The sequence below is a fragment of the Streptomyces sp. NPDC001381 genome, assembly GCF_042895685.1.
In the GTDB taxonomy this organism is placed as follows: Bacteria; Actinomycetota; Actinomycetes; order Streptomycetales; family Streptomycetaceae; genus Streptomyces.
In genome coordinates this window covers 42,825-54,802 of record NZ_JBIAWO010000004.1, presented here as the reverse complement: position 1 = coordinate 54,802, position 11,978 = coordinate 42,825, and the positions used below count along the sequence as shown (strand labels likewise).

Sequence of the window (11,978 nt, the reverse complement as noted above, 5' to 3'; positions counted from 1 at the left end):
GGCAGGTCAGCGCCGGGGCTCCCACCGGAACCATCGCCCTACAGCAAACACCGCCAGTACGGTCCAGGCCAGCGCGGTGGCGAGCGCGCCCAGGGCCTCGTAGGCGGAGAGATCGCCGGTCCAGCCGCCGCGTATCAGGGTGATCACCGGGGACAGCGGCAGCAGTTCGCAGACCGAGGCGGCCTTGTCGGGCAGGAACTCCAGCGGGACGGTCACCCCGGAGCCGACCATCGAGATCAGCACCATCGGCATGGTGGTCACCTGGGCGCTCTCCACGGTGCGGGTCACGGCCGCCGTGACCGCCCCCAGCGCCGCGCACATCACCAGGCCCAACAGCAGCCCCAGGACGGCGAGATGGGGCGCCTCGGGCAGGGGGATGTCCAGCAGTGCCGTGGAGCCGATCACCAGCACCAGGGACTGCACCAGCCCGGTCGCCAGGACCGGCAGCGCGGAGCCGCCCAGGATCTCGGCGTCCCGCAACTCCCCGGTGCGCAGCCGCTTCAGGACCAGCTCCTCGCGCCGGGCGGTGTAGATGGCGGCCAGCGCCGAGTACACCCCGAACAGCAGGGAGAAGCCGATCGCCGCGGGCAGCAGCACCAGGCCGGTGGTGAGGCCGACGTCCTCCACCTCCATGTCGTCGACCACCGACGCGAGGCTGAAGGGCAGCGCGAGCGGCACCAGCACCGCCGCGACGAGCGTGCTCTTGCTGCGTCCCAGCAGGGTCAGCTCGGCCCGCCCGAGCGCGGCCATACGGCTCGCCGGAGTGGTCGTCGTCCCCTTGACCGTGCTGCCACTCATACGGCGACCTCCTGGGCTGCCGCACCCTCCGACGCGTCCCGGGCTATCCCCAGGAACGCCTCTTCCAGCGAGGCCGACCGCACGTCCAGTCCCCGCAGCTCGACCCGCGCGCCCTCGGCCCACACCAGCAGCCCGGTGGCCGCCCGCTGCAACTCCCGTGTGCGCAGGCGGACCACGCGCCCGTCGACCTCGTGACCGCACACGCCCAGCTCGCCCAGCGGAGGCAGGTCGCCGACGAAGTACCCCTCGGGCAGCTCGAAGGTGATCCGGGACGGCTGGGCCGCGGTCACCTCACCGGGTGTCCCGGCGGCCGCGATGCGCCCCTCGTGCAGGATGGCCAGCCGGTCGGCGAGGTGTTCCGCCTCTTCCAGGTAGTGCGTGGTCAGCAGCACCGTCGTACCCGAGTCGCGCAGGGTGCGGACCAGGTCCCAGGTGTCGCGGCGGCCCTCGGCGTCCAGGCCGGTCGTCGGCTCGTCGAGGAACAGCACCTCGGGGTCGCCGAGCAGGGCGAGCGCCAGGTCGAGGCGGCGCCGCTCGCCCCCCGAGAGCTGCTTGACCCGCACGTCCGCCCGGCCGGCGAGCCCGACCAGGGTCAGCGCCTCCCCGACGGGGCGGGCGCCGCTCACGCAGCCGCCCCACATCCGCGCCGTCTCCGCGACGGTCAGCTCGGAAGGGAAGCCGCCTTCCTGCAGCATCACCCCGGTGCGCGGCCGGACGGCGGCCCGCTCGGTGTACGGGTCGTGGCCGAGGACGCTGATGCGTCCGCCGTCGGGGCGTGCGAGGCCCTCCAGCAGTTCGACGGTCGATGTCTTGCCGGCGCCGTTGGTACCGAGCAGCGCGAAGATCTCACCGCGGCCGACGTGGAAGGAGATGCCGCGGACCGCCTCGAACCCGCCCCCGTACACACGCCGGAGGTCGGTGACCTCGATCACGTGTCCATTCGTGTCCATGCCTCAAGCCTCCCCGCGGACGGAGTCCGGCGGCAGTGCGAGGTGTCATGACTCCCCATGACAAATGTCAGACGGGGAGACGTCAGGCGCATGAAAAAGCCCCCCGGTTGAAGCCGGGGGGCTTGATTCAGAGCGGACGACGAGGCTCGAACTCGCGACCTCAACCTTGGCAAGGTTGCGCTCTACCAACTGAGCTACGTCCGCATTGCCTCCGACCGGCTTTCACCGATCGGCGCGAGCACCAGCCTACCTGATCCACAAGCGTGGTCCGGACGGCGGTGCAGAGCGGGTGACAGGGATCGCACACTGCGCCTTCCCCCTGGAAGGGGGATGTTCTACTACTGAACTACACCCGCGTGGCCTCCGTGAGCTGGGCTTTTCGGCCCTGCCCGGCGGCGTGCCCCAGACATTAGCCGACGATGTGGGGGGTAACGCAAGTCGGTTGTCCCCGGGGCCCGCTGACGGACCCCGGGGGGTGCCGGGACGGGGTGGGTCACTGCGCCTCGGCGAACGCCTCGTAGACCTTCTTGGGGATGCGTCCGCGCGCGGGCACGTCCATCTTGTTGGCCTGGGCCCAGGCCCGCACGGCCGCCGGGTCGGGCGCGACCTCCGTCTGCTTGTACGCCTTGCCGGACTTCGACCGCTTGCGGCCGGCCTCCACGTAGGGCGCCAGCGCCTTACGCAGTTTCTTGGCATTGGCTTCATTCAGGTCGATCTCGTACGACTTGCCGTCGAGTCCGAAGGCGATCGTTTCCGCCGCTTCCGAGCCGTCGATGTCGTCAAAGAGAGTGACCACGACCTTCTGCGCCACGAATATCGGTCCCTTCGTGCGACAGCTCTGCGGTGACGTGCCAAGACGTCACGGAGATGTCGACTGTCCGCCAGTTATGGGGCAAAGTATCGGCTATTGCCATTTCATTTGTACAGTGCCCGGCAATCGAATGTGAAGCCCGACTAAATCTCCCCGCGTGTCCCAGGGCAATAGGGAACACGCAGGTACCCCGGATCTTTCCCTGAACTTTTCGTGAAGGCACAGGTCCGATACCTGATCGTGATGGCGCTCACGTAGATTCCTACAACTCTACCCGCGTAGAAATTTTGTACGGGTAGTCTGAAGGTGCCTGTCGGAGACACCTGCAGGAACCTGCTCAGCACCACACCACCGGGAGTGCCAGTGGCACGCGTCGTAGTCGACGTCATGCTCAAGCCGGAGATCCTCGACCCCCAGGGCCAGGCGGTGCAGCGCGCACTGCCGCGTCTGGGTTTCGAGGGCATCTCCGACGTACGTCAGGGAAAGCGATTCGAACTGGAAGTTGAGGGCCCGGTCGACGAGGCCGCCCTCGCCCGCATCCACGATCTTGCGGAATCCTTCCTCGCCAACACCGTGATCGAGGACTTCACCGTCAAGGTGGAGGAAGTCGCGGAGGCCGCGAAGTGACCGCTCGTATTGGCGTCGTCACTTTTCCGGGCAGCCTCGACGACCGGGACACGCAGCGCGCGATCCGCCTCGCGGGCGCGGAGCCGGTCGCGCTCTGGCACAAGGACAAGAACCTCCACCAGGTCGACGCGGTGGTTCTGCCCGGCGGTTTCTCGTACGGCGACTATCTGCGCGCCGGAGCCATCTCCCGCTTCTCGCCGGTGATGGAGACCGTCATCGAGCAGGCGAAGGCCGGGCTGCCGGTCCTCGGCATCTGCAACGGCTTCCAGATCCTCACCGAGGCCCATCTGCTCCCCGGCGGGATGCTCGGCAACGACCACCTCCACTTCATCTGCCGCGACCAGAAGCTGCGGGTGGAGAACGCGGACACCGCCTGGACCGTCGACTACGAGTCCGGCCAGGAGATCCACATCCCGCTGAAGAACATGGACGGCCGGTACGTCGCCGACCGGTACACGCTGGACAAGCTGGAGGCGGAGGGCCGTGTGACCTTCCGGTACCTCGACTTCAACCCCAACGGCTCGCTCAACGACATCGCCGGCATCACCAACGAGGCCGGCAACGTCGTAGGCCTCATGCCGCACCCGGAGCACGCCGTCGAGCCCCTCATCGGGTCGGGCCGCACCGACGGTCTCCCGTTCTTCACCTCGATCCTCAAGAAGCTGGTCAACGCATGAGCCGGACGCCTCTGGACACGGTCGAGCACGCGGCCGCGACCCCCGACGTCGAGCTGCCCTGGGCCGAACTCGGCCTGAAGAAGGACGAGTACGAGCGGGTGGTGGAGATCCTCGGCCGCCGCCCGACCGGTGCCGAGCTCGCCATGTACTCCGTCATGTGGTCCGAGCACTGCTCGTACAAGTCGTCGAAGGTGCACCTGCGCCAGTTCGGCGAGAAGGCCCCGCAGTCCGACGCGCTGCTCGTCGGCATCGGTGAGAACGCCGGTGTCGTGGACGTCGGCCAGGGCTACGCGGTCACCTTCAAGGTCGAGTCGCACAACCACCCCTCGTACGTCGAGCCCTACCAGGGCGCGGCCACGGGCGTGGGCGGCATCGTCCGCGACATCATCGCGATGGGCGCGCGCCCGGTCGCGGTCGTCGACCCGCTGCGCTTCGGCGCCGCCGACCACCCCGACACCAAGCGCGTCCTGCCGGGCGTCGTCGCCGGCATCGGCGGCTACGGCAACTGCCTGGGCCTGCCCAACATCGGCGGCGAGGTCGTCTTCGACGCCTGCTACCAGGGCAACCCGCTGGTCAACGCCGGTGCCATCGGCGTGATGCGGCACGAGGACATCCACCTCGCGAAGGCCTCCGGCGCGGGCAACAAGGTCATCCTCTACGGGGCTCGCACCGGCGGCGACGGCATCGGCGGCGCGTCGATCCTGGCCTCCGAGACCTTCGACGACGCCAAGCCCTCGAAGCGCCCCGCCGTCCAGGTGGGCGACCCCTTCCAGGAGAAGCTGCTCATCGAGTGCACCCTGGAGGCCTTCAAGGAGAAGCTGGTCGTCGGCATCCAGGACCTCGGCGCGGCCGGCCTGTCCTGCGCCACGTCCGAGCTGGCCTCCAACGGCTCCGGCGGCATGCGCGTCACCCTGGACGACGTCCCGCTGCGGGACTCGACGCTCTCGCCCGAGGAAATCCTCATGAGCGAGTCGCAGGAGCGCATGTGCGCGGTCGTCGAGCCGGAGAAGGTCGACCGCTTCCTGGAGATCTGCGACAAGTGGGACGTCATCGCCACCGTCATCGGTGAGGTGACCGACGGCGACCGCCTGGAGATCTTCTGGCACGGCGGCAAGATCGTCGACGTCGACCCGCGCACGGTCGCGCACGACGGCCCGGTCTACGAGCGCCCGTACGCCCGCCCCGCGTGGCAGGACGCCCTCCAGGCGGACGACGCGAACAAGCTGCCGCGGCCGCGGACCAGCGAGGAGCTGAAGGACCAGGTCCTCAAGCTCGTCAGCTCGCCCAACCAGGCCTCGAAGAAGTGGATCACGTCCCAGTACGACCACTTCGTCCAGGGCAACACCGTCCTCGCCCAGCCCGAGGACTCCGGGATGATCCGGATCGACGAGGAGTCCGGCCTCGGTGTCGCCATCGCGACCGACGGCAACGGCCGGTACGCCAAGCTCGACCCGTACCACGGCGCCCAGCTGGCGCTCGCCGAGGCGTACCGCAACGTCGCCACGACCGGCGCCAAGCCGCTCGCCGTCTCCGACTGCCTGAACTTCGGCTCGCCCGAGGACCCGGCCGTCATGTGGCAGTTCGCGGAGGCCGTGCGCGGTCTCGCCGACGCCTGTCAGCAGCTGGGCACGCCGGTGACCGGCGGCAACGTCTCGCTCTACAACCAGACGGGCGAGGTGGCCATCCACCCCACCCCGGTGGTCGCCGTCCTCGGCGTGATCGACGACGTCGCGCGCCGCACGCCGGTCGCCTTCCAGGAGGAGGGCCAGCTGCTCTACCTCCTCGGCGACACCCGTGAGGAGTTCGGCGGCTCGGCCTGGTCGCAGATCGTCCACGACCACCTCGGCGGCCTGCCGCCCAAGGTCGACCTGGAGCGCGAGCGGCTGCTCGCCGAGATCCTGATCTCCGCCTCCCGCGACGGCATGATCGACTCCGCGCACGACCTGTCCGACGGCGGTCTGATCCAGGCGGTCGTCGAGTCGGCGCTGCTCGGCGGCAAGGGCGCGCGTCTGGTCGTACCGGACGGGCTCGACGCGTTCACCTTCCTCTTCTCCGAGTCGGCCGGCCGCGCCGTCGTCGCCGTCCCGCGCTCGGAAGAGGTCCGCTTCAACGACATGTGCGGCGCCCGGGGCCTCCCGGTCACCCGCATCGGTGTCGTCGACGGCGACACCGTGGACGTCCAGGGTGAGTTCGCGCTCTCCCTGGAGGAGCTGCGCACGGCCCACGAGGAGACGATCCCGGCGCTGCTCGCGTAGGCGCCGGCGAGGGACCGCCCGCCGGTCCCCGCGCGTGTCCGTACGACAGCGAAGGCCCCGACCGCCCAGCCGGCCGGGGCCTTCGCCGTTCCCGCCGCAGATCTGCACGGGGTCCCGCGTCGGTGCCGCGGATCCGCACGGGGTCCCGCACCGGCGCCGCCGGTCCGCACCGGGCCCCGCATCCGCGCCGCGGGTCCCGGCGCCGAGGAGGAGGCCGGGCCGGCACGGGGAGCAGCGGTCGGAAGGCCTGATCGCGTCCGGCCGCATGCGCGGAGGGTTAGTCTCACGCCCATGCCTCCGGCCAAGAAGCGCACACGTGCCTACGACCCCGCCAGGACCCGGGCAGCGGTGCTGGCCCAGTTCGGGAACGTACGGGAGGCGGTCTCCGGCCTCACCCCCGAGCAGCTCGCGCTGCCGACGCGGCTCGGGCGGTGGACCGTGCGGGAGCTCGTCGCGCACATCGGGATGGCCCTCACCGCCATCGAGCGTTCCCTCGCCCGGCCGGAGCCGCCGAAGCGGGACGCCGTGCTCCTGGACTGGCCGTTCGCGACCGCCGCCAGTTCCTCGGCCATCGACGACTTCACCCGGCGGCTGGCCGAGGAGCACCCCGACCTGGACGCCTACCTCGCCGGCATCGCGCGCCGGCTCGTCGAGCAGCTCGACACCCACCCCGGGAGCCGCCTGCTGGAGACCAACGCGGGCGCGCTGCCCCTCGCCGACTACCTGGTCACCCGCGCCGTCGAACTCGTCGTCCACACCGACGACCTCAACGCGGCCGTGCCCGGTCTCGCCGTCCCGCTCGACCGGCAGGCCCTCGCCTGCGCCACCCGCCTCCTCGCGGACGCCCTCGCGGAGAAGGCGCCCGGCGGCGCGACCGAGGTGCGCGTCCCGCCGTACGCCGTCGTGCAGTGCGTCGAAGGCCCCCGGCACACCCGTGGCACCCCGCCGAACGTCGTCGAGACCGACCCGCTGACCTGGATCCGGCTGGCGACCGGACGGCTGACGTGGGCCGAGGCGGTGGCGGCGGCGCAGGTGAGCGCGAGCGGCGATCGGGCCGACCTGGGAGCGCTCCTGCCGCTGCTGTCCTGACCCCGGGCGTGCCGAATGATGTGCGACACCTCACTCGTGCATACGGAACGCGACCACACGGGCCCGCCCCGGTGGCCGCCCCGCGTCCCACGGGATCGCCGTACAACGCCTCTGACCTGCACAAACAAGTCGATCATGGGCGGGTGGAGCCGACGAAGATCCAGTTACCGGCAGGTATCCCCAATTCGGACCAGTGGTCGATCTCGCCTACACTCGGTGGTGTGCCACGTGGTGACGGTCGACTCAGTCATGATCTGCTCCCCGGCGAGAAGGGCCCCCAGGACGCTTGCGGCGTCTTCGGGGTCTGGGCTCCCGGTGAAGAGGTCGCCAAGCTCACATACTTCGGGCTCTACGCCCTCCAGCATCGGGGTCAGGAATCCGCGGGAATCGCGGTCAGCAACGGCTCCCAGATCCTCGTCTTCAAGGACATGGGCCTCGTCTCCCAGGTCTTCGACGAGACCTCGCTCGGTTCGCTCCAGGGTCACATCGCGGTCGGACACGCCCGCTACTCGACCACCGGCGCCTCCGTGTGGGAGAACGCCCAGCCGACGTTCCGCGCCACCGCGCACGGTTCGATCGCGCTCGGCCACAACGGCAACCTCGTCAACACCGCCCAGCTCGCCGAGATGGTCGCCGACCTGCCCAAGCAGGAAGGCCGCTCTCCGCGCGTCGCGGCGACCAACGACACCGACCTGCTCACCGCGCTCCTCGCGGCCCAGGTCGACGAGGACGGCAAGCCGCTGACCATCGAGGAGGCCGCCCACCAGATCCTCCCGCAGGTCAAGGGCGCCTTCTCGCTCGTCTTCATGGACGAGCACACCCTCTACGCGGGCCGCGACCCGCAGGGCATCCGCCCGCTGGTCCTCGGCCGGCTGGAGCGCGGCTGGGTCGTCGCCTCCGAGACCGCCGCCCTCGACATCACGGGCGCCAGCTTCGTCCGCGAGATCGAGCCGGGCGAGTTCGTGGCGATCGACGAGAACGGCCTCCGTACATCTCGATTCGCGGAAGCGAAGCCCAAGGGCTGTGTCTTCGAGTACGTGTACCTGGCCCGCCCCGACACCGACATCGCCGGCCGGAACGTGTACCTCTCCCGGGTGGAGATGGGCCGCCGGCTCGCCAAGGAAGCCCCCGTCGAGGCCGACCTGGTCATAGCGACCCCGGAGTCCGGCACCCCGGCCGCCATCGGCTACGCGGAGGCCTCGGGCATCCCCTTCGGCGCGGGTCTCGTGAAGAACGCGTACGTCGGCCGTACGTTCATCCAGCCCTCGCAGACCATCCGCCAGCTCGGCATCCGCCTGAAGCTGAACCCGCTCAAGGAAGTCATCAAGGGCAAGCGCCTGGTCGTCGTCGACGACTCGATCGTGCGCGGCAACACCCAGCGGGCGCTGGTGCGGATGCTGCGCGAGGCCGGCGCCGCCGAGGTCCACATCCGGATCTCCTCCCCGCCCGTCAAGTGGCCCTGCTTCTTCGGCATCGACTTCGCCACGCGCGCGGAGCTCATCGCCAACGGCATGACCATCGACGAGATCGGCACCTCGCTCGGCGCCGACTCCCTGGCGTACATCTCCATCGACGGCATGATCGAGGCGACCACGATCGCCAAGCCGAACCTCTGCCGCGCCTGCTTCGACGGCGAGTACCCGATGGAGCTCCCCGACCCCGAGCTGCTCGGCAAGCAGCTGCTGGAGACGGAGCTGGCCGCCGGCCCGGCCGCCACGGCCGCCGCCGACGCCATTCGCCGCCCGTAGACGGCCCGTAACAACTGCCGTACGACACGAAGGTTCTCACTAGCCATGTCTGAGACAACTGGTGCCAGCTACGCAGCCGCGGGCGTCGACATCGAGGCGGGCGACCGCGCCGTCGAGCTGATGAAGGAGTGGGTGAAGAAGACGCAGCGCCCCGAGGTCCTCGGCGGCCTCGGCGGTTTCGCCGGCCTCTTCGACGCCTCCGCCCTCAAGCGCTACGAGCGCCCCCTGCTCGCCTCCGCCACGGACGGCGTCGGCACGAAGGTCGACATCGCCCGTCAGCTCGGCGTCTACGACACGATCGGCCACGACCTGGTCGCCATGGTCATGGACGACATCGTGGTGTGCGGTGCCGAGCCGCTGTTCATGACCGACTACATCTGTGTCGGCAAGGTGCATCCCGAGCGTGTCGCCGCCATCGTCAAGGGCATCGCCGAGGGCTGTGTGCTGGCCGGCTGCGCCCTGGTCGGCGGTGAGACGGCCGAGCACCCGGGCCTGCTCGGTGAGGACGACTTCGACGTGGCCGGCGCCGGTACGGGCGTCGTGGAGGCCGACCGGCTGCTCGGCGCGGATCGTATCCGCACGGGTGACGCGGTGATCGCCATGGCGGCCTCCGGGCTTCACTCGAACGGGTACTCGCTGGTCCGGCACGTCCTGCTGAACCAGGCGGGCCTCTCCCTCGAGGCGCGGATCGACGAACTCGGCCGCACGCTCGGCGAGGAGCTCCTGGAGCCCACCAAGATCTACTCGCTGGACTGCCTGGCCCTCACCCGCACGACCGACGTGCACGCCTTCTCGCACATCACCGGCGGTGGACTCGCGGCCAACCTGGCCCGTGTCATCCCCGACGGACTGCACGCGATCGTCGACCGCTCCACCTGGACCCCGGCCCCCGTCTTCGACCTCGTCGGCAGGACCGGCTCGGTCGAGCGCCTGGAGCTGGAGAAGACGCTGAACATGGGCGTCGGCATGATCGCGATCGTGCCCGAGGAGTCGGCCGACGTCGCCCTGGCCACCCTGGCCGACCGCGGTGTCGAGGCCTGGGTCGCCGGCGAGATCACCGAGCGCGGCGAGCACACCACGGGCGCGGAGCTGGTCGGCGACTACGCCTGACAGCCGGCCGCGCGCCCCGCGCACAGCACAAGACCCGGTCGGTGACCGAAGTCACCGACCGGGTGAGTGCTCAAAGCGAGGTCAAGCGCCGCGACGGTGTTGGTGAGAGGAGTCCTCTTCGTCGTCCTCGTCGTCGTCCCCGTACAGCTCGGCGTACCGTGCGTACGGGTCGTCGTCCTGCTCATCGTCCTCGAACGGTTCGCCATTCGGCGGCATGTTCGATGGCGATGCGCCCAGCTCTTCGGCCAGGCGTGAGAGATCCGTCCCGCCGCTGTTGTACTTCAGCTGGCGGGCGACCTTCGCTTGCTTGGCCTTGGCCCGGCCGCGCCCCATGGCTCGACCCCCTCAACGACGGGGCTCGCTGGCCCCAGGTTGACACGCGTTCATGATCCAGAACGGTCTCTCCTCGGAGAGCCCGCCGTAGGGCTCCCACGGTACCTGAGCCCACGCCCGTACGGTACGTCGCCCGTAGCACGCGCGTGTGCGCAGAACCTGTGAGACGCCCCGTCCTCGCTGGTCAGTGGCGATTTTAACCACTTATTGGCGGCCGACCCGCCGGGAAGAGTGAGAGTTCTCTCTAACTTTCCACCCGGCGGTACCGGCCAAACCCTCGGGACGCCTCCCGCGGACCGCTAGCGGAACGTCACCATCCGCGCGCCTGGGCCGCCTCGTCCATCCGCTGTTCCGCGATCCGGTCCGCCGCCGCGGCCGGCGGAATCCCGTCTTCCTTCGCACGTGCGAAGATCGCGAGCGTGGTGTCGAAGATCTTCGACGCCTTCGCCTTGCACCGGTCGAAGTCGAAGCCGTGCAGTTCGTCGGCGACCTGGATGACCCCGCCGGCGTTCACCACGTAGTCCGGCGCGTAGAGGATCCCGCGGTCGGCGAGGTCCTTCTCGACACCGGGGTGGGCCAGCTGGTTGTTGGCCGCACCGCACACGACCGACGCCGTCAGCACGGGCACCGAGTCGTCGTTCAGGGCTCCGCCGAGGGCGCAGGGGGCGTAGATGTCGAGCCCCTCCACCCGGATCAGCGTCTCGGTGTCGGGGACGGCCGACACGCCCTGCGGGTGCCGGTCGAGGATGCGGCGCACGGCGTCCTCGCGGACGTCCGTGACGACGACCTCGGCACCCTCGGCCCGCAGGTGGTCCACCAGGTGGTGGCCGACCTTGCCGACGCCCGCGATGCCCACCCGGCGGCCGCGCAGCGAGGGGTCGCCCCAGGTGTGCTGGGCGGAGGCCCGCATGCCCTGGTAGACGCCGAAGGCGGTCAGCACGGAGGAGTCGCCGGCGCCCCCGTTCTCGGGGGAGCGGCCGGTCGTCCAGCGGCACTCACGGGCCACCACGTCCATGTCGGCGACGTAGGTGCCGACGTCGCAGGCGGTCACGTACCGGCCGCCCAGCGAGGCCACGAAGCGGCCGTAGGCGAGCAGCAGCTGTTCGGTCTTGATCGTGTCGGGGTTCCCGATGATCACGGCCTTCCCGCCGCCGTGGTCCAGCCCGGCCATGGCGTTCTTGTACGACATCCCGCGCGCGAGGTTCAGCGCGTCGGCGACGGCCTCCGCCTCGGTCGCGTACGGGTAGAAGCGGGTTCCGCCGAGGGCGGGCCCCAGCGCGGTGGAGTGCAGGGCGATGACGGCCTTGAGGCCGGTCTTGCGGTCCTGGCAGAGCACGACTTGCTCGTGACCCCCTTGCTCCGACTGGAACAGGGTGTGCAGGACGCCGTTGTCTACGTCGGTCACGGTGGTGACTCCTGGGTAACTGGCGGCGGTTCGGACGCAGGCGCCCAAGGGGTGGCGGGGCCTGTGGGACGAGGGTAGAGCCTGCGGGGCCCGCCGAAGGCGTACCGCTCGGGATCACTTCCTCCGGAACGCCGGATCACCTCCTCCCGGAGTACACGCGTGCGACGATCGGCAG

At 70.1% G+C, this 11,978-nt stretch carries 11 protein-coding genes and 2 tRNA genes; 6 read left to right on the top strand and 7 right to left on the bottom strand.

Annotation, left to right across the window (positions count from 1 at the left end):
- Nucleotides 1-6 precede the first annotated feature (6 nt).
- The 5 genes from ACFY2L_RS18815 to ACFY2L_RS18795 form a co-directional block, all read right to left on the bottom strand.
- Complete coding sequence (locus tag ACFY2L_RS18815) at nucleotides 7-798, bottom strand: ABC transporter permease (protein ID WP_390662292.1); 792 nt, start codon at nucleotides 796-798, stop codon at nucleotides 7-9.
- Nucleotides 795-1,748 (bottom strand): ABC transporter ATP-binding protein, encoded by a 954-nt coding sequence (locus ACFY2L_RS18810; RefSeq protein ID WP_390822851.1) that lies wholly within the window; start codon nucleotides 1,746-1,748, stop codon nucleotides 795-797. Before ACFY2L_RS18810 ends, ACFY2L_RS18815 begins: the two co-directional genes overlap by 4 nt.
- A gap of 131 nt (nucleotides 1,749-1,879) precedes the next feature.
- A tRNA-Gly gene (locus ACFY2L_RS18805) sits at nucleotides 1,880-1,952 on the bottom strand.
- An 80-nt stretch (nucleotides 1,953-2,032) separates the two neighbouring features.
- Nucleotides 2,033-2,104 (bottom strand) — tRNA-Gly (locus tag ACFY2L_RS18800).
- Between the two features lie 137 nt (nucleotides 2,105-2,241).
- Nucleotides 2,242-2,559 carry an Lsr2 family protein gene (locus ACFY2L_RS18795; protein WP_390662294.1) on the bottom strand — a complete coding sequence of 106 codons (318 nt, stop codon included), beginning with the start codon at nucleotides 2,557-2,559 and terminating at the stop codon, nucleotides 2,242-2,244.
- A gap of 363 nt (nucleotides 2,560-2,922) precedes the next feature.
- On the opposite strand from ACFY2L_RS18795, the gene purS reads away from it, so the two are divergent.
- The 6 genes from purS (at nucleotide 2,923) to purM (ending at nucleotide 10,065) form a co-directional block, all read left to right on the top strand.
- Nucleotides 2,923-3,186, top strand: coding sequence for a phosphoribosylformylglycinamidine synthase subunit PurS (purS, locus tag ACFY2L_RS18790; RefSeq protein WP_103783996.1), 264 nt, complete (start codon nucleotides 2,923-2,925; stop codon nucleotides 3,184-3,186).
- Nucleotides 3,183-3,863 (top strand): phosphoribosylformylglycinamidine synthase subunit PurQ, encoded by a 681-nt coding sequence (gene purQ / locus ACFY2L_RS18785; RefSeq protein ID WP_390662295.1) that lies wholly within the window; start codon nucleotides 3,183-3,185, stop codon nucleotides 3,861-3,863. Before purS ends, purQ begins: the two co-directional genes overlap by 4 nt.
- Entirely contained in the window at nucleotides 3,860-6,118 is a 2,259-nt protein-coding gene (gene purL / locus ACFY2L_RS18780) for a phosphoribosylformylglycinamidine synthase subunit PurL (protein WP_390822850.1), read from the top strand. Before purQ ends, purL begins: the two co-directional genes overlap by 4 nt.
- 291 nt (nucleotides 6,119-6,409) lie before the next feature.
- Complete coding sequence (locus tag ACFY2L_RS18775; protein WP_390822849.1) at nucleotides 6,410-7,207, top strand: sterol carrier family protein; 798 nt, start codon at nucleotides 6,410-6,412, stop codon at nucleotides 7,205-7,207.
- A gap of 221 nt (nucleotides 7,208-7,428) precedes the next feature.
- The gene (gene purF / locus ACFY2L_RS18770) at nucleotides 7,429-8,955 is read left to right on the top strand and encodes an amidophosphoribosyltransferase (RefSeq protein ID WP_390662298.1); all 1,527 of its coding nucleotides are present in this window, start codon (nucleotides 7,429-7,431) and stop codon (nucleotides 8,953-8,955) included.
- Nucleotides 8,956-9,000: 45 nt separating this feature from the next.
- The gene (purM, locus tag ACFY2L_RS18765) at nucleotides 9,001-10,065 is read left to right on the top strand and encodes a phosphoribosylformylglycinamidine cyclo-ligase (RefSeq protein WP_390822848.1); all 1,065 of its coding nucleotides are present in this window, start codon (nucleotides 9,001-9,003) and stop codon (nucleotides 10,063-10,065) included.
- Between the two features lie 81 nt (nucleotides 10,066-10,146).
- Here purM and ACFY2L_RS18760 read toward each other — a convergent pair whose 3' ends face one another.
- Both ACFY2L_RS18760 and ACFY2L_RS18755 read right to left on the bottom strand, forming a co-directional pair.
- Nucleotides 10,147-10,398: a DUF3073 domain-containing protein gene (locus ACFY2L_RS18760; protein ID WP_390662300.1), complete on the bottom strand. Its 252-nt coding sequence runs from the start codon at nucleotides 10,396-10,398 to the stop codon at nucleotides 10,147-10,149.
- Nucleotides 10,399-10,708: 310 nt separating this feature from the next.
- Nucleotides 10,709-11,803, bottom strand: coding sequence for a Leu/Phe/Val dehydrogenase (locus ACFY2L_RS18755; RefSeq protein ID WP_390822847.1), 1,095 nt, complete (start codon nucleotides 11,801-11,803; stop codon nucleotides 10,709-10,711).
- Nucleotides 11,804-11,978 lie beyond the last annotated feature (175 nt).

Bases quoted from the DNA above. Each gene is read 5' to 3' on its own strand.
- ACFY2L_RS18815 (WP_390662292.1), bottom strand. From the start codon at position 798: ATGAGTGGCAGCACGGTCAAGGGGACGACGACCACTCCGGCGAGCCGT.
- ACFY2L_RS18810 (WP_390822851.1), bottom strand. From the start codon at position 1,748: ATGGACACGAATGGACACGTGATCGAGGTCACCGACCTCCGGCGTGTG.
- purL (WP_390822850.1), top strand. From the start codon at position 3,860: ATGAGCCGGACGCCTCTGGACACGGTCGAGCACGCGGCCGCGACCCCC.
- ACFY2L_RS18775 (WP_390822849.1), top strand. From the start codon at position 6,410: ATGCCTCCGGCCAAGAAGCGCACACGTGCCTACGACCCCGCCAGGACC.
- purM (WP_390822848.1), top strand. From the start codon at position 9,001: ATGTCTGAGACAACTGGTGCCAGCTACGCAGCCGCGGGCGTCGACATC.
- ACFY2L_RS18760 (WP_390662300.1), bottom strand. From the start codon at position 10,398: ATGGGGCGCGGCCGGGCCAAGGCCAAGCAAGCGAAGGTCGCCCGCCAG.